The following is a 22,251-nucleotide window of genomic DNA, read 5'->3' on the forward strand; positions in this document are numbered from 1 at the left end:
TGATGAGTGATGGCGTCGTTCCCAGCTTGGCCGAGTTAGTCGCGCTGCGCGCTGCCGTCAGCGGCCGTCGCAGCGCGCGTCTGGGCCGCCACGGCGTCAGCGGACAGGCGCTGTCGCCGCTGCGCGGGCGCGGCATGGAGTACGCCGAATCGCGTGAGTACTCGCTCGGCGACGACGCGCGCCATATCGACTGGCGCCTGACCGCACGCACCGGTCGCGCACATACCAAATTGTTCCAGGCCGAACGCGAACGCTTGACACTGATCGTCGCCGACACCGCGCCGTCGCTGTATTTCGGTACCCGCGTGCGCTTCAAGTCGGTGCAGGCCGCGCGTGCCGGCGCGGTCGCGGCCTGGGCCGCGGCGCGCGACGGCGATCGCATCGCCGCGCTGCGCGGCAGCCTGCGCGAAGCGCCGGTGACGCCGGCCTCCGGCCCGCGCGGCGCCTTGCGCGTGCTCGACGCGATGGTGCGTTGGTACACCCAGCCGCCGGCCGAGGATGCCGGGCTCGGGGTCGCGCTCGATCACGCCGCGCGTCTGCTGCGGCCGGGCTCGCGCCTGATCGTGCTGACCGATCCGGCCAGCATCGCCGCCTTGCCGCAGCGCCGTTGGGCGGTGCTGGCTCAGCATCACGAAGTGATCGTGCTGCTGCTGACCGATCCGATCGAAACCCAACCGCCGTTGTCGGCGTTGCCGTTCAGTCGCGACGGCCAGCGCATCGAACTCGATCTGGGCGTGGACGCGCAGCGCAAGCGCTGGCACGACAGTTTCGTCGCGCCGGTCGAGGTCGCACTGGACAAACTGCCGCTGCGCGGCGTGCGCGTGCAGGCGCTGTCGACCGACGCGGCCAGCGAATCGTGGCTGCCCTTGCTCGGTCGCGCGCGGCCGCTGGTGGCCTGATGTCGGCGCCGCTGGCTCTGCGCGATGTGCACAACACCCTGGCGCCGTCCTGGTGGCCGCTGGCGCCGGGCTGGTGGATGGTGATCGGCGCGCTCGCGTCGGTCGCGCTGGCGCTGTATGCGCTACGGCGCTGGCGCGAACGCCGCCGCCGTCGCATGAACGAAGTATTCGATCGCGCGCTCGCCGACGCCGCCACGCCCGCGGCCGAAGTGGCGGCGATGTCCGAATTGCTGCGCCGCGCCGCGCGCCGCCGCGATCGCGATGCCGATCGCCTGCAGGGCGACCAATGGCTGGAATTTCTCGATCGCGGCAGCAAACGCCGTGATTTCGCCGACGGCGTCGGCCGGCTGCTGCTCGACGGCGGTTATCGCCGCGAGGTCGATCCCGAACAAGCCAGTGCTTTGCGCGAACTCGCGCGCCAGCGTTTCCTGCGCTGGATGGGCGTGTCCTGATGCCGTGGTGGAACAGCCTGATAAGCGATGCGCGCGAGTTATTCGCGTGGCCGTGGTATCTGGCCGCGTTGCCGCTGCCGCTGCTGGTGCGCTGGTTGTTGCCGGCGGCGCGCGACGGTTCGGCCGCGCTCAAGGTGCCGTTCGGCGAACGCCTGGACGCGGTCGCCGCGGCCGGTGGCCGCAGCCTGCGCGGCGGCGGGGCCGGCGCGCTCGCGTGGCTGGCCTGGGCGCTGCTGTGCATCGCCGCGGCGCGGCCGCAGGAACTCGGCGATGCGGTGCAACCGCCGCAGGTCGGTCGCGACATGATGCTCGCGCTGGACCTGTCCGGCAGCATGAGCGAACCCGACATGACCCTGGGGTCCTCGCCGGTTGATCGCCTGACCGCGGCCAAGGCGGTGCTCGCCGATTTCCTCGATCGCCGCGCCGGCGATCGCATCGGCCTGCTGGTGTTCGGCCGCCGCGCCTACGTGCTCACGCCGCTGACCCTGGATCGCGACACCGTGCGCGATCAACTCAAGGACAGCGTGGTCGGACTGGCCGGACAGGAAACCGCGATCGGCGATGCGATCGGCCTGGCGGTCAAGCGCCTGCGCGAACAACCGGCCGGGCAGCGCGTGCTGATCCTGCTCACCGACGGCGTCAACACGCCCGGCACCGCCGATCCGCAGCGCGCCGCGCAGATCGCCCGCGACGACGGCGTGCGCATCCACACCATCGCCTTCGGCGGCGACGGTTCGATGTCGCTGTTCGGTTTCAAGATCGCCATCCCCGGCGGCGACGCCGAGATCGACGAAGACGCCTTGCGCAAGATCGCCAGCCTCACCGGCGGACAATTCTTCCGCGCCCGCGACACCGCCGAACTGGTCGGCATCTACGCCCAGATCGACCGGCTGGAACCGGTGAAACGTCCGGGCAAGGCGGTGCGCCCGCATATCGAACGCTATGCCTGGCCGCTGGCCGGCGCGTTCGCGCTGGGCTTGCTGGCGTTCGTGTTGCCGCGACGGAGGCGGGCATGAATCCGCTGACCTGGTTCGGCGATGCGAACTTGGTATTCCTGCGTCCGCACTGGCTGTGGGCGCTGCTGGCGTTGCCGCTGCTGGGCTGGCTGTGGCGCAGCCGGCGCAAGCGCAGCAGCGTCTGGCGCGGCGCGGTCGATGCGCATCTGCTGCCGCATCTGCTCGAGTCGCGCGGCGGCCGGCGTTCGCGTTTCGCGGTCATCGCCGCGGTGCTTGCGTACGTGATCGCGGTCTGCGCGCTCAGCGGCCCGAGCTGGCGTCAGAGCGAACAACCGCTGTGGCAGGGAAAAACCCCGCTGGTGATCGCGCTGGATCTGTCCAGCCGCATGCTCGCCAGCGATCTGCCGCCGACACGACTGGCCCATGCGCGAGCCAAGCTGGCCTCGTTGCTGCGCCAGCGTAGCGGCGGCCAGATTGGCCTGGTGGTGTACGCCGACGACGCCTACACCGTCGCGCCGATGACCGACGACCCGCGCAACCTCGCGGTGTTTCTCGACGCGCTCGCGCCCGACGTGATGCCCGGCGACGGCCAGCGCGCGGACCGGGCGATCGAATGGTCGACCAAGCTGCTGCGTCAGGCCGGTTTCGAACGCGGGCAGATATTGATACTGAGCGACCGCGCCGACGGCAACGAACGCCGCGCCGCGGCCAAGGCCGCCGCCGACGGCTACACGGTTTCCGCGCTCGGCCTGGGCACCGCCGCGGGCGCGGCGTTTCAGCGGCCCGACGGACGCATCGTGATGGCGCGCATGGATGTGGATTCGCTGCGCGGCCTGGCCGCCGACGGCGGCGGCCGCTACGCCGCGATCAGCAACGACGACAGCGATCTGCGCGCCTTGCGCATTCTCGCGCCGGGCGCGGCCGACGCCGGCACCGCGCAGGGCGAGAAGACTCTCACCCGCGAAGACAACGGTTATTGGCTGCTGCCTGCGCTGATGCTGCTGGCCCTGCTCGCGTTTCGCCGTCGCAGCGGCGTGGCCGCGGCGCTGTTGCTGTGTCTGTGGTTGCCGATGGCGCCCGGGCATGCGCAGGGCCTGTGGAAACGCCCCGATCAGGTCGAACACGAACGCATGGAGCAGGGCACCCAGGCGTATCGCAAGGGCGAATTCGAGCGCGCCGCGCAGTTGTACCAGCGCAGCCAGGGCGCCGATGCGCAGTACAACCTCGGCAACGCGATGGCGCGCCAGGGCCGCTATGAAGAGGCGATCAAGGCCTACGACAGCGCCTTGAAGTTGCAGCCGGGCATGGCCGACGCGATCGCCAACAAGCGCGCGGTCGAGGCGGCGATGAAGCGCAAGCCGCCGCCGAAGAACGGCGACAAGGGCGATTCGAAATCGCAGCCCAAGGACGGCAAGGACAACAAGGACGACAAGGGCAAGGGCGACTCGCCGCCGCAGGGCGATCCGTCGCAACAGCCCAAGCCGTCCAAGCCCGACGATGCGAAAAAACCCAACCCCGAGCAGCCGCCCAAGGACCCGGACGCGCAGCGCAAGGCCGATGCCGCGCAGCGCGAGAAGATCCAGCGCGAACTCGAGCGCCAGGCGAAGCAGCCTGGCCAGAAGACCGCGCAGGCGCAGCAACAAGCCAAGCCGCTCACCCCCGAACAGCGCGAGCGCCGCGTCGCCAACGACGCCTGGCTCAAGCGCGTGCCCGACGATCCGGGCAGCCTGCTGCGGGAAAAATTCAAGATCGAATACGAGCGGCGCCAGAATCAGGCGTTGCGGGGAGATTGAGGCCGATGTCGCGATTGCTGGTCAAACTCGGGTTGTGCCTGGCGCTGATGACGTTCAGCGCCGGCGCCTTCGCGCAGGTGCGCGCGTGGCTCGATCGCGATCGCATCAACGCCGACGAAAGCCTGGTGCTGAGCATCCAGCTCGAAGGCGTGGCCGGCAGCGGTCCGAACTACGGGCCCTTGCTCGGCGACTTCAAGTTGATCGCCAGCAATGCCGGCACCAGCCTGGAACCCGGGCGCGGCGGCATGGTGATGCGCACCTTGTTCCTGGCCTCGCTGCGGCCGCTGCGCAGCGGGCTGCTGACGATTCCGTCGCTGCAGGTCAACGGCATGAGCACGCGGCCGCTGAGCGTGATGGTCGTGGGCAACGCGCCCGAGCCGCCACCGCAGCAACCGCAACCGGTCGCGACCGGCGCGGACGTGTTCATGGAAACGCTGGTCGACGACGACAGCCCGTACGTGCAGCAGGCGGTGGGTTTGACGGTGCGGCTGTATTCGGCGCTGACCCTGGTCGGCGGCAAGCTCGATCAACCCACGCCGCAGGGTGCGTCCCTGACCCGGGTCGGCGACGACAATCAATACGACCGCGACATCAGCGGCCGCCGCTACACCATCGTCGAGCGCCGCTTCCTGCTGGTGCCCGAACGCAGCGGACCGATGGCGCTGCCGCAAGCGCGGTTCGACGGACGCAGCGCGCCGGGCCTGTTCGATCAGCTCACCGGCAGCGGCGGCGACGATCAGCACGCGCGTTCGCGGCCGCGCACCCTCAACGTGCTGGCCGCGCCGGCGAATGCGCCGCAGCCGTGGTTGCCATTGCGCAGCGTGACCATGCGCTATCGCAGCACGCCGCAAGGCCTGCGCGTGGGCAGCGCGGCGGCGGTGGTGGTCGAAGCCACCATCGACGGCGCCAACGCCGCGCAATTGCCCGAACTGCTGCTGCCGCCGATCGATGGCGTGCAGGTGTTCCCCGAGCCGGTCCAGGCCGACGAGGGCTTCAACGAAGGCCGGCCGCGGGTGCGGTTGATCCGCAAGTTCTCGCTGGTGCCGTCGCGTCCGGGTCCGGTGCGGGTGGACGGTCTGCGCATGGACTGGTGGGACGTGGTCGGCGGCGCGGCGCGCAGCACGACCTTGCCGCCGTTGAACCTGACCGTCACCGGCATCGGCGGCGCGGCGGCTGCGGCGTCCAATCCCGGCGGCGCGCAGGCGACCGACGCGGCGAACACGGGCGCGGCGATCGGCACCGATGCGACGGCCGCATCCGCGTCGCCGCTCGGCAATGCGGCGTGGGCGGGCGCGGCGCTGTTGTTCGCGGTGCTTTGGTTGATCACCCTGTTCTGGGCGCTGCACCTGCGCGGCCAGCCGTCGCGCGCGCCGGCCGTGGCCGCGGCGACCGGTACCGCGCCGGCCGCGGCTGGCGCGCGCTCGCTGGCCTTGAACCTGCCGGCGCTCAAGCAATTGATCGATGTCGGCGATTTCGAACAGATCGCCACGGTGCTGCGTTCGCTCGCGCGTCCGCCCGCGGCCGACGACGACGAACTGGTCGAGCGATTGGTCGATCCGGAGCAACGCGAGGCGGTGCAGGCGCTGCGACGCGCGCGCTGGGGCGGTGGCGACGGCGTCGCCGCGCGCAATCAGCTGCGCGCGGCGTTCGCGCGTCCGCCGCAGTGGCGCGAGGTCGCGGTCGAAGCGCCTTCGCCGTTGCCGCCGCTGTATCCGCCTCGGGGTTGAGGGCTGGGCAAGAGCAAAGGGCGATAGCTGAAGAGCAAAAGCGAATCCCCCTTGGCCCCCCTTTTGCAAAGGGGGGGACCCCTTCGGGATGGGGCGGGACGTTGTGGTGGTTAACCGGCTTGGGTTGCCCTCGCACCAGCTCCGCGCATTTGCTACCGGTATCGCCCCGTCATCGCCCCTTGAGTGTGCGTTCGTTTTCTACGCCTACCTAGCTTCGGCTTCGGCGTTGGCTCGGTTTTGGCTTGATTTTGGCCTCGCGGCCCCGTCGCATAACGGCCACCACCAGCACGACCTCCACTCCGTCTCCAAGCAACCCGTGCTTTTCCTCCCTTTGTAAAAAGGGGGGCAGGGGGGGATTCGCTTTTCGCTTTTGTTTCCAGCCAGCGCCCAGCCGCGCCACCCCCCGACCCACCCACGCCAGCCAAGCCCCACAACCCCCTGGTGTATCCTGCCGATTGTTTTGGCCAGGCCCCTTTAGGAGCGCGACTATGAGCAAAACCATGAGCGCAGCCCGATGAGCGACACCGCATCCGCGCGCAAGCCGCTGCCGCTGCACTGGAAGATGGCGATCGGCTTCCTGACCGGTCTGGTGCTGGGCCTGATCGTCTATGCCGCCGGCATCGGCGGCGCCACCTGGGCGCAGCTGGCCGGCGACGCCTGCCCGACCGCCGCGGCCGGCAGCGACGTGGCCTGGCAATGCCGGCCGTTGCTGAAGCTGTTCAGCGAGACCGTCACCGGCCCGGCCGGCGAGATCTTCCTGCGCCTGATCTTCATGCTGGTGATCCCGCTGCTGTTCTCGGCCCTGGTCATGGGCGTGAGCGAGATGGGCGACATCCGCTCGTTCGGCCGCGTCGGCTGGCGCACGCTCGGGCTGACCGTGGTGATGTCGGGCCTGGCGGTGGTGCTCGGCCTGGTCATGGTCAACATCTTCCAGCCCGGCGCCGGGGTCGATCCGGCCCAGGCGCAGCTGATGATGAGCGAGAACGCCGAGCGCGCGCAGAGCATCGTGGCCGGCAGCAGCGACGCCCCCAAGGGCATCCAGATGCTGGTCTCGATCGTGCCCAGCAACGTCATCCAGGCCGCGGCCGACGATGCGATCCTGGCGGTGATGTTCTTCGCCCTGATGGTCGGCGTGGGCATGGTGCTGACCAAGTCCAAGGGCGTCGACACGCTGCGCGACGGCATCCAGGGCCTGTTCGATATCTCGATGACCCTGATCGGCCTGGTGATCAAGCTGGCGCCGTACGCGGTGTTCTGCTTCATGTTCAACCTCGCCTCGCAGTTCGGCTGGGACTTGCTGTTCAAGTTGGCCAAGTACGTCGCCGTGGTCGTGGCCGCGCTGGCCATCCACTTGTTCGTGATCTATTCGCTGGCGTTGAAATTCATCGGCGGACGTTCGCCGCTGGAATTCTTCAAGGGCGTGCAGGAAGCGATGGTGCTGGCGTTCTCGACCGCGTCGAGCAACGCCACCCTGCCGACCGCGCTGCGCGTGGCCGAGGACGAACTCAAGCTACCGCGGCGCGTGTCGCGTTTCGTGTTGACCGTCGGCGCGACCGCCAACCAGAACGGAACCGCCTTGTTCGAAGGCGTCACGGTGATCTTCCTGGCCCAGTTCTTCGGCGTCGACCTGACCCTGGGCCAGCAGGTGATGGTGATGCTGGTGTGCATCCTGGGCGGCATCGGCACCGCCGGCGTCCCGTCGGGTTCGCTGCCGGTGGTGGCGATGATCTGCGCGATGGTCAACGTGCCGCCGCAGGGCATCGGCCTGATCCTCGGCGTCAACCACTTCCTCGACATGTGCCGGACCACGCTCAACGTCACCGGCGACATCGCGATCGCGGCGATGGTTTCGCGCGGGGTCGAGGACCCGCCGGCGGAGCGATTGTCCGACTGATCGCGCCGCGCGCTCGCGATGCGGCCAACGCCCGCCGAAGGTGGGCGTTCGCACGGGCGCGAGGGGTCGCAAGCGGCGTCGGCGGCACGTTCGCTGTGCGTGCTTGCGACCTCAATCGATCGCGTATTCACGCGTAAGGCACAACCGACGTGCCGGGCATTTCAGTCATGAAATGCCGTGTGCGGTAATCGCACAAAAGTTCCAGAACCGGGCTTGATGTGCAGGTGCGCTGGGTCTTAGCGTCGCTGCTCGATGCATGCACGCGGTCCGCGCATTCCGCAGTCGGCGGACCGCAGGCGATGCCTCGGCGTCGCGACGTCCACGTCGCGATGCGTCATGGCCATACGGACCGCGCGTGGCGGGCCGCATGCGCGATCGGCCGCATTGCGCGGCCGCGGCGCATGGCGCCGCGTATCCAACCCGGAGACGAACAAACATGCGCAATCGATATCGGGTGAGCGCCCTGGCGCTCGCCATGGGATGGTCTGCATCCGCCGCGGCGATCGACCTGGCCGCGCCGCCGGTGAATCTGGGCTCGACCAGTTTCGAGGACGGCGGTGGCGGCAAGGGTTTCATGTTCCAGTGGAGCATGAGCAACTTCCGTGCCTCCGACAGCTACGACGCCGGCGGCCATCGTCGGCCCGGCGCCTTCAGCCGCGACCTGTGGGTCGCGCGGCCGCATCTGGCTTACGCCTGGGATCGGGAATTCCTCGGCGGCGCGCCGGGCGTGGAAGTGATCCAGCCGATCGCCAGTCTCGACATCAAGACCGGCGCGCTGGACGAGAGCCAGACCCGGCTGGGCAACACCTTCGTCGGCCCGTTCGTGCAGTGGAGCGGCAAGCATCTGTTCGGCCGGCCGTTCAGTTCGCGCCTGACCCTGGGCTTCAACGTGCCGATCGGCGCTTACGACCGCGCCGCCGCGGTCAATCTGGGCAACAACTACTGGAGCTTCAACCCTTACTACGCCTTCACCTGGCGCGGCACTGACAAGCTCGAAGTCAGCGGCCGCTTGATGTACCTGTGGAACGGCCGCAACACCGACCCGGAAACCAGCCTGGACGCGCGCTTCGGCGCACCGGTGCGCAACACCCAGGTCGGCCAGGCATGGCACATGAACCTGAGCGCGTCCTACCTGGTCGCCCCGCAGTGGCGGATCGGCGCGGGCATGTACGTGTTCAATCAAAGCACTGCCGATCGCATCAACGGCATCAGCCAGGCGGCATCGCGCGAGCATTTGTTCGGCGTCGGGCCGGGCGTGCAGTGGCGCGGCAAGAGCGATCGCCTGATCGCCAATTACTATTTCGAAAGCCATGCCCGCAACCGCGCCGCCGGCGAGCAGTTGGTGCTGCGCTGGATGCATGTGTTCTGACGCAGCCGCTTGCGCGGCGCGGGCCGCCACCGCCTTCCCCCGGGCGGTACGCGCATGCCATGGCGATCGCTGTCCGGGCCGGTTCGCCGGCCTGTTTTTTTCCCGCGCGCCGGCGCGCGCGACTACTGCAGCAGCGATTCCAGCTGCATCGCCGCGACCCGCAGTTGCGGCAGCAATTCGGTTTCCAGCTTGCGCAGCGTCGCCTGCGCGGAGGAGGTGCCGATGTTGATCGCGGCGACGACTTCGCCCTTGGCCGAACGCACCGGTACCGCGACCGAACGCAGGCCCAGTTCCAGTTCCTGGTCGACGATGCAGTAGCCGCTGCGCCGCGCTTTCTCCAGCAGCGTGCGCAGGCGCGCGCGTTCGACCACGGTGCGGTCGGTGCGCGGCCGCATCGCCACGCGCGCCAGATAGGTTTCCAGCTCGGCCTCGGGCAGGTGCGCCAGCAACATCCGCCCCAGCGACGAGCAATAGGCCGGAATCCGGCTGCCCGGATGCAGGCCGACCGAAATGATCCGCACGGTCTGCGCGCGCGCGACGTACAGCGCCTCGTCTTCGTCGAGCACGCCGAGCGAACACGACTCCTGCACCCGGTCGCGCAATGCGTCGAGCACCGGTTGCGCCATCTGCGCCAGCGTCGCCGACGACAGGTAGGCGTTGCCGATGCCGAGCACGCGTGGTTGCAGGCAATAGCCGCCGTCGGTCTCCGACACGTAGCCCAGCCGCAGCATCGTGTACAGCGCGCGCCGCACCGCCGCGCGCGGAATGCCGATCTGCAGGCTGATCTGCGACACGCTCAGCACGCGGGTGTGGCCGGTGAATGCGCGCAGCACCGCGAGCCCGCGCGCGAACGAGGTCATGAAGTCGGGATCGCCCTCGCATTGCTCGATGGTTTCGATGATGCGACGCACCGCGCTGGAGCCCATCGGCGGCGCGGACGGCTTTGGACCGCGAACCGTCACGCCGGCGCTTGATGCGGATTTTCTGCGTTCTTTTTGCATGCTCAGATCACTGTTGTTGCGAGGGAAAAACCGGTGGTTTCGCAGCTGTCCGGTAATCGCACAGTAATTCGATATTCGATCTTGAATGCTGCGCTGCGATCAACCTAGCGTCTATCGCGTCGAAGCGCCACCGACGAAACATTCATGTCGGCGCCGCAAGTCGTCATCGCAATTCGTCGTCGCAACAGGAACCTCACCGCGCATGGCCGATATCCTCGAACTCAGCGAAGCGATCGCAACGCACGTGCAAGACGGCGATTTCGTCGCGCTGGAGGGATTCACCCATCTGATTCCGTTCGCCGCCGGCCACGAACTGATCCGTCAGCGCCGCCGCGACCTGACCTTGGTGCGGATGACGCCGGATCTGATCTACGACCAGCTCATCGGCGCCGGCTGCGCGAGCAAATTGATCTATTCGTGGGGCGGCAATCCCGGGGTGGGATCGCTGCATCGCCTGCGCGACGCGGTGGAGCAGCAGTGGCCGCGGCCGCTGCAGACGCAGGAGCACAGCCACGCCGACCTCGCCAACGCCTATGTCGCCGGCGCGGCCGGATTGCCGTTCGCGGTGCTGCGCGCTTACGCCGGCTCCGACCTGCCCAAGGTCAATCCGCGCATCCGCTTCATCGAGTGTCCGTTCACCGGCGAATCGCTGGCGGCGGTGCCGGCGTTGCGCCCGGATGTCGCGGTGATCCACGCGCAGAAGGCCGACCGTCGCGGCAACGTGCTGCTATGGGGAATTCTCGGCGTGCAGAAGGAAGCCGCGCTCGCCGCCAGGCGGGTGATCGTGACGGTGGAGGAGATCGTCGACGATCTGCAGGCATGGCCGAACGCCTGCATTCTTCCGGCCTGGACCGTCAGCGCGGTATGCCATGTGCCCGGCGGCGCCGCGCCTTCGTACGCGCTCGGCTACTACCCGCGCGACAACCGCTTCTACAACGCCTGGGACGCGATCGCGCGCGATCGCGACCGGTTCGCGCAATGGATCCAGCGTCACGTGCTGGAGACCGAGGACTTCGCCGGCTTTCGCCGGGCGCTGGATCGATCGTCGCGGGAGGCCGCATGAACGCGCCGGCTTTCAGCACCGACGAGATGATGACGGTGACCGCGGCGCGGCGCCTGGCCGACGGCGCGGTGTGTTTCGTCGGCATCGGCCTGCCTTCGACCGCGGCCAATCTGGCCCGGCTCACCCACGCGCCGCGGGCCGTATTGATTTACGAATCCGGTCCGATCGGCACCCGCCCGGACGTGCTGCCGTTGTCGATCGGCGACGGCGAACTGGCGCAGACCGCCGACACGGTGGTCGCCACGCCGGAAATTTTTCGCTACTGGCTGCAAGGCGGACGGGTCGACGTCGGATTTCTCGGCACCGCGCAGATCGATCGTTACGCCAATCTCAACACCACGGTGATCGGCGATTACCACGCGCCGAAGGTGCGTCTGCCCGGCGCCGGCGGCGCGCCGGAAATCGCCGCCAACGCGCGCGAGGTGCTGGTGATCGTCAAGCAATCGCGACGCAGTTTCGTCGACAGGCTGGATTTCGTGACCTCGGTCGGGCACGGCGAGGGCGGCGATCATCGCGAACGCCTGCGCTTGCCGGGGCGGGGGCCGGTCGCGGTGATCACCGATCTGTGCGTGCTGGAACCCGATCCGCGCACGCGCGAGTTGACCGTGGTGAGCCTGCATCCGGGCGTGAGCCGCGAACAGGTCGCGCAGGCGACCGGCTGGCCGCTGCGTTTCGCCGACGCGCTGGTCGAAACCGCGAGCCCGCGAGCGCAGGAACTGGCGACGCTGCGCGACTTGCATGCGCGTACCGCGCAGGCGCACGGCGGACCATCGGGAGCGGACGCATGAGCGCGGTGTTTCTCTGCGACGGCGTGCGTACGCCGATCGGCCGCTACGGCGGCGCCCTGGCCGCAGTGCGCGCCGACGACTTGGGCGCGATCCCCTTGCGCGCGCTGATGGCGCGGCATCCCGGACTGGACTGGCAGGCCTTGGACGAAATCTGGCTGGGCTGCGCCAATCAGGCCGGCGAAGACAATCGCAACGTCGCGCGCATGAGCGCGCTGCTGGCCGGTCTGCCTTGGCATGCGCCGGCCTGCACGCTCAATCGCCTGTGCGGTTCGGGCCTGGACGCGATCGGCACCGCCGCGCGCGCGATCGCGGCGGGGCAGATCGATCTGGCCATCGCCGGCGGGGTGGAGTCGATGTCGCGCGCGCCGTACGTGATGGGCAAGGCGGCCGGCGCCTACGGCCGCGAGCAACGCATCGAGGACACCACGATGGGCTGGCGTTTCGTCAATCCGGCCTTGCGCGCGCAGTACGGCGTGGAAACCATGCCCGAGACCGCCGAGAACGTCGCCGAAGTGTTCGGCATTTCCCGCGCCGATCAGGATGCGTTCGCGCTGCGCAGCCAGCAACGCGCCGCGCGCGCGCGGGCGGCGGGTTATTTCGAGCAGGAGATCGTCGCGGTGGAGGTGGCCGGGCGCAAGGGCGAGATCGTGCGCGTGCAGCACGACGAGCAGCCGCGTCCGCAGACCACGCTGCAGGCGCTGTCGTCATTGAAGACGCCGTTCCGCGATCCGGGCACGGTCACCGCCGGCAACGCATCGGGCATCAACGACGGCGCCGCGGCCATGCTGCTCGCCTCGGAGGCCGCGCTGGCGCGCCATGGCCTGCGTCCGCGCGCGCGCGTGCTCGGGCAGGCGACCGCCGGAGTCGAGCCGCGGCTGATGGGCGTCGGTCCGGTGCCGGCGGTGCGCAAGCTGCTGGCGCGGCTGGATCTGGGCATCGGCGATTTCGACACCATCGAACTCAACGAAGCCTTCGCCAGCCAGGCGCTGGCCAGCCTGCGCCAACTCGGTCTGGCCGACGACGCCGCGCACGTCAACAGCAACGGCGGCGCGATCGCGCTCGGCCATCCGTTGGGCATGAGCGGCGCGCGACTGGCGCTGACCGCGGCGCGCCAGCTCGAACTCAGCGGCGGGCGGCGCGCGTTGGTCAGCATGTGCATCGGCGTCGGTCAGGGCATCGCGCTGGCCCTGGAGCGCGTGTCGTGACGCGCCGTCGCCGCTTCGCGGCCGGTGTGTGCGTACCCCTCGTTTTCGCCAAGGTGATCCGATGAAACCCATCGCCGGTTTTCGCCGTCCGCTGTGCAATACCCAGCCGGACTTCATCCATGCGCCGTACCAGTCCAGCGTGCTGCGCGGCCCGCGGCAGGCGCCGATCGCGATCGTCCCGGGCCTGAGCGAGGTGACCGGCCCGGACTTCTCCCGGCTGGCGCTGGGCGAACACGAGCACGATCTGACCCGCGGCCATGCCGGCGAGCCGCTCGGCGAGCGCATCGTCGTGTCCGGCCGCGTGCTCGACGAAAACGGCCGGCCGGTGCGGCGCGGCCTGATCGAAATGTGGCAGGCCAACGCATCGGGCCGCTACCTGCACGCGCGCGACCAACACGACGCGCCGCTGGATCCCAACTTCAGCGGCGCCGGCCGCGCCCTGACCGACGATCAAGGCCGCTATCGCTTCATCACCGTCAAGCCCGGCGCGTATCCGTGGCGCAACCACTACAACGCGTGGCGGCCGGCGCATCTGCACTTCTCGTTGTTCGGCGCGAGCTTCGGCACCCGTCTGGTCACGCAGATGTATTTCCCCGGCGATCCGTTGCTCGAATTCGATCCGATCTACCACTGCGTGGCCGATGCGCAGGCGCGTCAACGCATGGTCGCCCAGCTCGATTGGGAGAACGCGATCAACGAATACGCGCTGGCTTATCGCTTCGACATCGTTGTGCGCGGCCGTCATCAGACCCCATGGGAGCGTTGAGCATGCGCATCGGGAGAGCGTTCGCATGAGTTTCCGTCAGACCCCGTCGCAGACCGTGGGGCCGTTCTTCCTGATCGGCCTGGCCGCCGGCGTGCGCGCCGACCTCAGCGCCGGCGCCGACGGCGAACGCATCGAGATCCGCGGACAGGTACTTGACGGTGCGGGCGAGCCGGTGATCGACGCGGTGATCGAAACCTGGCAGGCCTGCGCGCACGGCCACTACCCGCACCCCGAGGATCCCGGCGCGCACCAGGCCTGCGCCGGCTTCGACGGATTCGGCCGGGTCGTCACCGACGAACACGGTCGCTTCGCCCTGGTCACGGTCAAGCCCGGCCGCGTGGCCGACCTCGCCGGTGGCCTGCAGGCGCCGCATCTGGGCGTCAATGTGCTGATGCGCGGCTTGTTGAAACAGGCCGGCACGCGGCTGTACTTCGGCGACGAGGCCGCGGCCAATGCCGAGGATGCGGTCCTCGCGTCGGTGCCGGCGGCGCGCCGCGCGAGCGTGATCAGCCGGGTCGACGCCGACGGCGTCCACCATTGGGACATCCACATGCAGGGCGAGCGCGAAACCGCGTTCTTCGCATTCTGAGCCGGCCGCCGAGACCGCCCATGCCGACGCCCGAAACCTCATCCTTGCAACCGTTGTTCGACGAAGCGCGGATGCGCCGCGTGTTCGACGATCGCGCGCGCGCGCAGGGCATGCTCGATTTCGAGGCGGCGCTGGCGTCGGCGCAGGCGCGCGCGGGCTTGTTCCCGCCGTCGCTGGCGGCGACGATCGGCGCGGCCTGCGACGCGGGCCGTTACGATCTCGACGCGCTGGCCGCGGGCGCGGCCGGCGACGGCAATCTCGCCATCGGCCTGGTCAAGGCGCTGACTCGCGAGGTGGCCGCGCAGGACGATCCGAGCGCTGGCGAAGCCTCGATGCAGGTGCATCGCGGCGCCACCAGCCAGGATGCGATCGACACCGGCTGCGTGCTGCAGATACGCGCGAGCCTGAGCTTGATCGAAACCGAACTCGACGCGGCGATCGTCGCGCTGGCGGCGCTGGCGCGCGCGCACCGGCGCAGCGTGATGCCCGGCCGCACCTGGCTGCAGCAGGCGGTGCCGATCAGCTTCGGCCTGAAGGCCGCCGGCTGGCTCGATGGCCTGCTGTACGCGCGCGAGCGTTTGCGCGAACTGCGCGCGCACGTGCTGGCGCTGCAATTCGGCGGCGCGGCCGGCTCGCTGTCGGCGCTGGGCGGCGACGGCCTGCGCGTGGCGGGCTATCTGGCCGAAGAATTGAATCTGGCCTTGCCGGCGATGCCGTGGCACGCCCAGCGCGGGCGCATGGTCGAGACCGGCGCCTGGCTGGCGTTGCTGATCGGCTCCCTGGGCAAGATCGCGCGCGACCTGAGCCTGCTGATGCAGAACGAAGTCGGCGAGGCGTTCGAGCCGGCCGCGCCCGGCCGCGGCGGCTCGTCGGCGATGCCGCACAAACGCAATCCGGTGGCCTGCGCGGTGGCGATCGCCGCGGCCACGCGCGCGCCCGGGCTGGTGTCGACGCTGTATGCGGCGATGCCGCAGGAGCACGAGCGCGGCCTCGGCGGCTGGCTGGCCGAATGGGACACGCTGCCGGAACTGTTCGGGCTCGCCGCCGGCAGCCTGGCGCAGCTGCGGCCGGTGCTGGAAGGGTTGCAGGTTGACGTCGCGACGATGCGCGCGCACTGCGTCGACGGCCTGGGTTTGATCTATGCCGAAGCGGTCGCGACCGCGTTGTCGGCGCGGCTGGGACGCGGCGAGGCGCACGCGCGGGTGCAGGCGGCCTGCGCGCGCGCGCTCGAACTGCGGCGGCCGCTGCGCGAGGTGCTCGCGCACGACGCGCAACTGCGGCGCTGGCTCGGTGAGGAGCGCCTGGCGGCGTTGTTCGATCCGCAGGCCTGCCTGGGCGCCAACGATGTCTTGATCGATCGCGTGCTGGCGCGACTGGACTGAACGATGAATCCGACCACGCTGTCCGATCCGATCGACTCATCGCCGCGCGCCGACGGTTCGGCGATCGTCTTCGCCCACGGCATCGGCCAGCGTTACCGGTTCGACGGCCCGGAGCATGCGCCGGTGCTGGTGCTGTGCAACTCGCTCGGCACCGGCCTGGAGATGTGGGACGAGGTGATTCCGGCGCTGGCCGCGAGCCTGCGCGTGCTGCGCTACGACATCCGCGGCCACGGCAGCAGCGCGGACGGCGACGGCGACGTTGCGCCGGCCGGCATCGAAAGCTTCGGCCGCGACCTGCTGGGGTTGATGGACGCGCTGTCGATCGAGCGCGCTCACGTCTGCGGCCTGTCGATGGGCGGATTGATCGCGCAATGGCTGGCGATCCACGCGCCGTCGCGGGTGCGGCGCCTGGTGCTGGCCAACACCGCCGCGCGCATCGGCGATGGCGAACACTGGCGCGAACGCGGCCGCCGGGTGCGTGCCGAGGGTCTGCAGTGGCTGCTCGACAGCACGCCCGCGCGCTGGTTCCGCGCCGATTACCCGCGGCGCGAACCGGCGCGCGCCGCGCAATTACTGGAACGACTCGCGCGGCAGTCGCCGGTCGGCTATGCCGCCGCCTGCGACGCGATCGGCGCTACCGACCTGAGCGACCGCCTCGGCGACCTGCACGCGCCGACGCTGTGCATCGCCGGCCGCCACGACCCGGTGACCACGCCGGCCGACGCCGACGCGCTCGCCGCCGGCATCGCCGGTTCGCGGCGTCTGGATCTGCCGACCTCGCACCTGTCGGCGGTGGAGGCGCCGCAGGCCTTCGCCGCGGCGGTGCTGGATTTCCTCGGCGCGCCCGCGCCAGGCGCGCATCGCCACGAGGACGAGCGCTACGCCCAGGGCATGCAGCTGCGCCGCGCGGTGCTCGGACACGCGCACGTGGATCGCAGCCTGGACGGATTGAACGAACACAATCGCGAATTCCAGGACCTCATCACCCGCTACGCCTGGGGCGAGATCTGGACCCGGCCGGGTTTGCCGCGGCATACCCGCTCGCTGATCACCGTGGCGATGCTGGTCGCGCTCAATCGCGAAGGCGAGCTGCGCCTGCACCTCGACGCCGCGCGCAACAACGCGGTGAGCCGCGAGCAACTGCGCGAGGTGCTGTTGCAGACGGCCATCTATTGCGGCGTGCCGGCGGCGAACGCGGCCTTGCATCTGGCCGAACGCGTGTTCGCCGAACAGGACGCGGCGGATTCGTCGCATCCGCGCGCGGCGTCGGTCCAGCCCGACGGCGCGGCCACGCCGTACACGCTCAAGCCTCCCGACTAGCGCCGGCGGCTTCGAGCCGTCCTTCACTCCCGCACCGCCGCACCACAAGGCGACGCCTCCGGCGTCGTCGTCAGGAGGAGTTTGTCCCATGCATACACAAGTCGCGATTCTGGGCGGCGGACCGGCCGGTCTGCTGCTGGCCCATCTGCTGCATCGTCAGGGCATCGATTCGGTCGTGCTCGAACGGCATCCGCGCGACTACGTCGAACAGCGCATCCGCGCCGGCGTGCTCGAGCAGGGCACGGTCGATCTGCTGATCCAGGCCGGCGTCGGCGAACGCATGCAGCGCGAAGGCCTGCGTCACGAAGGCATCGAACTGCTGGTCGACGGCCGCCGTCACCGCATCGATCTGCGCGAGTACACCGACGGCAGCGGGGTGATGGTCTACGGCCAGCACGAAGTGGTCAAAGACCTCATCGCCGCGCGTCTGGACAGCGGCGCGCCGCTGCTGTTCCAGGCCCGCGCCACTCGCCTGGAAGGCCTCGACGGCGTCGCCCCGCGCGTGCATTTCGAGCACGAAGGCCAGGCCCGCACGCTGGACTGCGACTACGTGATCGGTTGCGACGGCTTCCACGGCATCAGCCGCGCCAGCGTGCCCGACGGCGTGTTCACGGTGTTCGAGCGGATCTATCCGTTCGCCTGGCTCGGCGTGCTGGCCGATGCCGCGCCGGCCAACGAGGAACTCATCTACGCCCACCATCCCAACGGCTTCGCCTTGTTCAGCATGCGCTCGCCGCGGATCACTCGTCTGTATCTGCAATGCGATCCGGACGAAGACCTGGCCCAGTGGCCCGACGAGCGCATCTGGGAAGAGTTGGAAACCCGCTTGAGCTGCAACGACGGCTGGCGGCTCAACCGCGGCCGCATCCTGCACAAGAGCGTCACCCCGATGCGCAGCTTCGTGACCGAGCCGATGCAGTACGGGCGCTTGTTCCTCGCCGGCGACGCGGCCCACATCGTGCCGCCGACCGGCGCCAAGGGCATGAACCTGGCGGTGTCGGACGTGCGCGCGCTGGCGCTGGCGCTGCAGGCGCGCTACCGCGACGGCGACGGCGATGCGCTCGCGGCTTATTCGCGCGACTGCATCAAGCGGGTCTGGCGCGCCGAGCATTTCTCCTGGTGGATGACCTCGATGCTGCATCGCGACGAGGCCAACACGCCGTTCATGGATCGCCTGCAGCGCTCGCAGCTCGACTACGTGATCGACTCGCCCGCCGCCACCCGCACCCTCGCCGAGAACTACGTCGGCCTGCCGTGGCGCTGAGTCCGGCGCCTTTCTTCGTTCGTTCCGTCCGCTTCATTCCCGCAGGCATCCATGGCCATGAATCAATCATCCGCGGTCGCGCAATCGCCGACGTCTACTCAGGCGTTGGACGTCCAGGCCTTCATCAACGAACGCCCCATCTCCAGTCTGCAATGGTCCACCGTGGTGCTGTGTTTCCTGATCGTCTTCATCGACGGTTACGACACCGCCGCCGCCGGCTTCATCGCGCCGGCGCTCAGCAAGCAGTGGGGCGTCGCCGCGTCGATGCTCAAGCCGATGATGAGCGCGGCGCTGATCGGTCTGGCGGTCGGCGCGATCGGCGTCGGCCCGATCGCCGACCGCTTCGGCCGGCGCCGGGTGCTGATCGGTTCGTTGCTGTTGTTCGGCTTGTTCAGTCTGGCCTCGATGCTCGCCTACGACGTGACCTCGATGAGCCTGCTGCGTTTCCTGACCGGCATCGGCCTGGGCGCGGCGATGCCCAACGCGATCACCCTGACTTCCGAGTACTGTCCGGCGCGGCATCGTTCGAAGCTGACCATGGCGATGTTCTGCGGCTTCACTCTGGGCTCGGCGTCGGGCGGCTTCGTCGCCGCGCGCCTGATCGGCCCGTTCGGCTGGCAGAGCGTGTTGCTGGTCGGCGGCGTGGTACCGCTGCTGCTGGTGCCGTTGCTGCTGTGGAAGCTGCCCGAATCCTTGCAGTACCTGGTCGCGCGCCGCGGCGGCGAGGGCGTGCGGCCGCTGCTGCGGCGGATCGACCCGGCCGCGAAGTCGATCGACTCGGCCGTGATGACCCTGCCCGAGATCGTCAAGGTCAAGAGCGATTCGGCGGTCGCGGTGTTGTTTTCGCCGGGTTATCCGATCGGCACCTTGTCGCTGTGGGCGACCTATTTCTCCGGGTTGCTGACCATCTACCTGATCACCAGCTGGCTGCCGACCCTGGTCGCCAACGCCGGCCTGCCGATCGAGCAGGCTTCGGTGATCGGCGGCATGTTCATGTTCGGCGGTGCATTGGGTTGCCTGCTGATGGGCTGGGTGATGGATCGGTTCGAGCCGCATCGCTCGATCGCCCTGGCCTATGCGATCAGCGCGGTGCTGCTGATCGTGCTGGCGCGCCACAGCGGCGATCTGCAGGGAATGAAGTCGCTGGTGTTCGCCGCCGGCTTGTTCATCAATGCCGGCCAGAGCGCGCTGCTGGCGCTGGCCGCGGGGTTCTATCCGACCCAGGGCCGCGCCACCGGGGTGGCGTGGATGAACGGGATCGGCCGTTTCGGCGGCATCTTCGGCGCCTACTTCGGCGGCAGCCTGCTGGCGATGGGCTGGGATTTCCGCGCCATCATCAGCGCGCTGGCGGTGCCGGCGTTCGTCGCCGCCGCCGCGATCCTGGTCAAGACCTTGCAGCGTCCGGCGATTTGAAGGGCGCGGGCGCCGGCCGGGGAGGTCGGGCCGGCCGGGATTCGGGCCGCGGCGCATGGCGATCGCTGCGAACCGGCGGCGAGGCGGGCGGCCCGGCCGGCGCGCGGGGGGCGCGCGCGGGGCGACAGGGCGGGCCGGGGATGGGACAATGGCGGCTTACCGCCGCTCACGCATCGCCGGCGCGCACGGATCGCCCGTCACCGCGGCCTGCTGCTCCCATTCTCCGCTCCCCAGCCCACAGAAGCCCATGACGACGCCCAGCCGCCGCGACCTCGCCAACGCCATCCGATTCCTCGCCATCGACGCGGTGCAGGCCGCCAACTCCGGTCATCCGGGCATGCCGATGGGCATGGCCGACATCGCCGAGGTGCTGTGGAACGACTACCTGACCCACAACCCCGGCAACCCGAAGTGGTTCAACCGCGACCGCTTCATCCTCTCCAACGGCCACGGCTCGATGCTGCAGTACGCGCTGCTGCACCTGTCGGGCTATCCGTTGCCGATCGAGGAACTCAAGCGTTTCCGCCAGCTGGGTTCGATGACCCCGGGCCATCCGGAAAACTTCGAAACCCCCGGCATCGAAACCACCACCGGCCCGCTCGGCCAGGGCTTCGCCAACGCGGTCGGCATGGCGCTGGCCGAGAAGCTGCTGGCGCAGCGCTTCAACCGTCCCGAGCACGAGATCGTCGATCACCGCACCTGGGTGTTCATGGGCGACGGCTGCCTGATGGAAGGCATCTCGCATGAAGCCGCGTCGCTGGCCGGCACCTGGGGCCTGCACAAGCTGGTCGCGTTCTGGGACGACAACAAGATCTCGATCGACGGCAACACCGACGGCTGGTTCACCGACGACACCCCGGCGCGATTCGAAGCCTACGGCTGGCGCGTGATCCGCAACGTCGACGGCCAGGACGCGGTCGAGATCAAGACCGCGATCGACACCGCGCTCAAGCACAGCGACAAGCCGACCCTGATCTGCTGCCGCACCGCGATCGGTTTCGGTTCGCCGAACAAGGCCGGCAAGGAGTCCTCGCACGGCGCGCCGCTGGGCAAGGACGAAATCGTCGCGACCCGCGCCGCGTTGAACTGGCCTTATGCCGAGTTCGAAATCCCGCAGGAGATCTACGACGGCTGGCGCTCGCACAGCACCGGCGCGGTGCGCGAGGATCAGTGGAACCGCCTGTTCGACGCGTACGCCGCGCAGTACCCGGCCGAAGCAGCCGAACTCACCCGCCGTTCGCACGCCGATCTGCCGGCCGATTTCCTCAGCCAAGCCGACGCGTACATCGCCAAGCTGCAGGCCGAAGGCCTGACCATCGCCTCGCGCAAGGCCTCGCAGATGGCGATCGAAGCCTTCGCGCCGCTGCTGCCGGAACTGATCGGCGGCTCGGCCGACCTGGCGCATTCCAATCTGACCTTGTGGAAGGCCAGCAAGTCGGTCGCCAGCAGCGATCCGAACGCGAACTACGTGTATTACGGCGTGCGCGAATTCGCCATGACCGCGATCAGCAACGGCCTGCAGCTGCACGGCGGCTTCATTCCGTTCGATGCGACCTTCCTGGTGTTCAGCGACTACGCGCGCAACGCGGTGCGCATGAGCGCGCTGATGGGCGCGCATGCGATCCACGTCTACACCCACGACTCGATCGGTCTGGGCGAAGACGGCCCGACCCACCAGCCGATCGAGCACCTGGCCTCGCTGCGCTACATCCCGCACAACGACGTGTGGCGTCCGTGCGACGCGGTCGAATCGGTGGTGTCGTGGAAGGCCGCGATCGCGCGCAAGGACGGCCCGAGCTGCCTGGTGTTCTCGCGCCAGAACCTGATCCACCAGCCGCGCGATGCGCAACAGGTCGCGCAGATCGAGCAGGGCGGCTACGTGCTGCGCGACAGCGAGGGCACCCCGGACGTGATCCTGATCGCGACCGGTTCGGAAGTCGGCCTGGCCACCCAGGCCGCCGACGTGCTCAGCGGCGAAGGCGTCAAGGTGCGCGTGGTGTCGATGCCGTCGAGCGACGTGTTCGACCGCCAGCCGCTGGAGTACCGCCAGTCGGTGCTGCCCAACGCGGTGCGCAAGCGCGTAGCGGTCGAAGCCGGCGTCACCGATTTCTGGCGCAAGTACGTCGGCCTGGACGGCGACGTGGTCGGCATCGACAGCTTCGGCGCCTCGGCCCCGGCCGAAGCCCTGTTCCCGCATTTCGGCTTCACCGTCGAGCATGTGGTCGCGGCGGTGAAGGCGCTGGGCTGAGTCGCCGCCGAGGCTTGATAACGAAACGCTAAATCCGGGGCGGAGACGCCCCGGATTTTTTCGTTTCGGCCTCATGGCGCATGGCAAACTCGCCGTGTCCACGGGGCCTGAGAACAGCGTCG

Annotated in this window: 18 protein-coding genes; 17 read left to right on the forward strand and 1 reads right to left on the reverse strand. The window is 69.3% G+C overall.

What is annotated here, in order from left to right; genetic code table 11:
* The first annotated feature begins 2 nt into the window (after positions 1 to 2).
* The 7 genes from IEQ11_RS04630 (at position 3) to IEQ11_RS04660 (ending at position 9,090) form a co-directional block, all read left to right on the forward strand.
* On the forward strand, positions 3 to 899 hold the full coding sequence (locus IEQ11_RS04630; RefSeq protein ID WP_191821952.1) for a DUF58 domain-containing protein: 897 nt from the start codon (positions 3 to 5) through the stop codon (positions 897 to 899).
* The gene (locus IEQ11_RS04635; RefSeq protein WP_425494674.1) at positions 896 to 1,351 is read left to right on the forward strand and encodes a DUF4381 domain-containing protein; all 456 of its coding nucleotides are present in this window, start codon (positions 896 to 898) and stop codon (positions 1,349 to 1,351) included. Before IEQ11_RS04630 ends, IEQ11_RS04635 begins: the two co-directional genes overlap by 4 nt.
* Entirely contained in the window at positions 1,351 to 2,367 is a 1,017-nt protein-coding gene (locus tag IEQ11_RS04640; protein ID WP_191821950.1) for a vWA domain-containing protein, read from the forward strand. Before IEQ11_RS04635 ends, IEQ11_RS04640 begins: the two co-directional genes overlap by 1 nt.
* Complete coding sequence (locus tag IEQ11_RS04645; RefSeq protein WP_191821949.1) at positions 2,364 to 4,100, forward strand: VWA domain-containing protein; 1,737 nt, start codon at positions 2,364 to 2,366, stop codon at positions 4,098 to 4,100. Before IEQ11_RS04640 ends, IEQ11_RS04645 begins: the two co-directional genes overlap by 4 nt.
* A 5-nt stretch (positions 4,101 to 4,105) precedes the next feature.
* Positions 4,106 to 5,827 (forward strand): BatD family protein, encoded by a 1,722-nt coding sequence (locus tag IEQ11_RS04650; protein WP_191821948.1) that lies wholly within the window; start codon positions 4,106 to 4,108, stop codon positions 5,825 to 5,827.
* 514 nt (positions 5,828 to 6,341) lie between these two features.
* A complete protein-coding gene (locus IEQ11_RS04655; protein WP_191821947.1) occupies positions 6,342 to 7,721 on the forward strand; it encodes a dicarboxylate/amino acid:cation symporter in 1,380 nt (459 codons plus the stop codon).
* A 436-nt stretch (positions 7,722 to 8,157) separates the two neighbouring features.
* Positions 8,158 to 9,090, forward strand: a complete 933-nt coding sequence (locus IEQ11_RS04660) for a SphA family protein (protein ID WP_191821946.1) — start codon at positions 8,158 to 8,160, stop codon at positions 9,088 to 9,090.
* Positions 9,091 to 9,212: 122 nt separating this feature from the next.
* Here the strand turns inward: IEQ11_RS04660 and IEQ11_RS04665 are convergent, their stop codons facing one another.
* Positions 9,213 to 10,091, reverse strand: coding sequence for an IclR family transcriptional regulator domain-containing protein (locus IEQ11_RS04665; protein ID WP_228464648.1), 879 nt, complete (start codon positions 10,089 to 10,091; stop codon positions 9,213 to 9,215).
* 202 nt (positions 10,092 to 10,293) lie between these two features.
* Here IEQ11_RS04665 and IEQ11_RS04670 point away from each other — a divergent pair, with 202 nt between their 5' ends.
* The 10 genes from IEQ11_RS04670 (at position 10,294) to tkt (ending at position 22,129) form a co-directional block, all read left to right on the forward strand.
* The gene (locus IEQ11_RS04670; RefSeq protein ID WP_191821945.1) at positions 10,294 to 11,154 is read left to right on the forward strand and encodes a CoA transferase subunit A; all 861 of its coding nucleotides are present in this window, start codon (positions 10,294 to 10,296) and stop codon (positions 11,152 to 11,154) included.
* Positions 11,151 to 11,942 (forward strand): CoA-transferase subunit beta, encoded by a 792-nt coding sequence (locus IEQ11_RS04675; RefSeq protein WP_191821944.1) that lies wholly within the window; start codon positions 11,151 to 11,153, stop codon positions 11,940 to 11,942. The genes IEQ11_RS04670 and IEQ11_RS04675 overlap by 4 nt, the downstream gene beginning before the upstream one ends.
* Positions 11,939 to 13,147: a 3-oxoadipyl-CoA thiolase gene (gene pcaF / locus IEQ11_RS04680; protein ID WP_191821943.1), complete on the forward strand. Its 1,209-nt coding sequence runs from the start codon at positions 11,939 to 11,941 to the stop codon at positions 13,145 to 13,147. Before IEQ11_RS04675 ends, pcaF begins: the two co-directional genes overlap by 4 nt.
* 61 nt (positions 13,148 to 13,208) lie before the next feature.
* The gene (gene pcaH, locus IEQ11_RS04685; RefSeq protein ID WP_051547483.1) at positions 13,209 to 13,913 is read left to right on the forward strand and encodes a protocatechuate 3,4-dioxygenase subunit beta; all 705 of its coding nucleotides are present in this window, start codon (positions 13,209 to 13,211) and stop codon (positions 13,911 to 13,913) included.
* 25 nt (positions 13,914 to 13,938) lie between these two features.
* Positions 13,939 to 14,502, forward strand: coding sequence for a protocatechuate 3,4-dioxygenase subunit alpha (gene pcaG / locus IEQ11_RS04690; RefSeq protein WP_191821942.1), 564 nt, complete (start codon positions 13,939 to 13,941; stop codon positions 14,500 to 14,502).
* A gap of 20 nt (positions 14,503 to 14,522) precedes the next feature.
* On the forward strand, positions 14,523 to 15,884 hold the full coding sequence (locus tag IEQ11_RS04695) for a 3-carboxy-cis,cis-muconate cycloisomerase (RefSeq protein ID WP_191821941.1): 1,362 nt from the start codon (positions 14,523 to 14,525) through the stop codon (positions 15,882 to 15,884).
* A gap of 3 nt (positions 15,885 to 15,887) precedes the next feature.
* Complete coding sequence (gene pcaDC, locus IEQ11_RS26095; RefSeq protein WP_191821940.1) at positions 15,888 to 17,204, forward strand: bifunctional 3-oxoadipate enol-lactonase/4-carboxymuconolactone decarboxylase PcaDC; 1,317 nt, start codon at positions 15,888 to 15,890, stop codon at positions 17,202 to 17,204.
* 88 nt (positions 17,205 to 17,292) lie between these two features.
* Positions 17,293 to 18,468, forward strand: coding sequence for a 4-hydroxybenzoate 3-monooxygenase (pobA, locus tag IEQ11_RS04710; RefSeq protein ID WP_096413320.1), 1,176 nt, complete (start codon positions 17,293 to 17,295; stop codon positions 18,466 to 18,468).
* A gap of 57 nt (positions 18,469 to 18,525) precedes the next feature.
* On the forward strand, positions 18,526 to 19,881 hold the full coding sequence (locus IEQ11_RS04715; RefSeq protein ID WP_191821939.1) for an MFS transporter: 1,356 nt from the start codon (positions 18,526 to 18,528) through the stop codon (positions 19,879 to 19,881).
* Between the two features lie 247 nt (positions 19,882 to 20,128).
* A complete protein-coding gene (gene tkt / locus IEQ11_RS04720) occupies positions 20,129 to 22,129 on the forward strand; it encodes a transketolase (protein WP_191821938.1) in 2,001 nt (666 codons plus the stop codon).
* Positions 22,130 to 22,251: the final 122 nt, after the last annotated feature.

It is taken from the genome of Lysobacter capsici, assembly GCF_014779555.2.
Taxonomy (GTDB): domain Bacteria; phylum Pseudomonadota; class Gammaproteobacteria; order Xanthomonadales; family Xanthomonadaceae; genus Lysobacter; species Lysobacter capsici.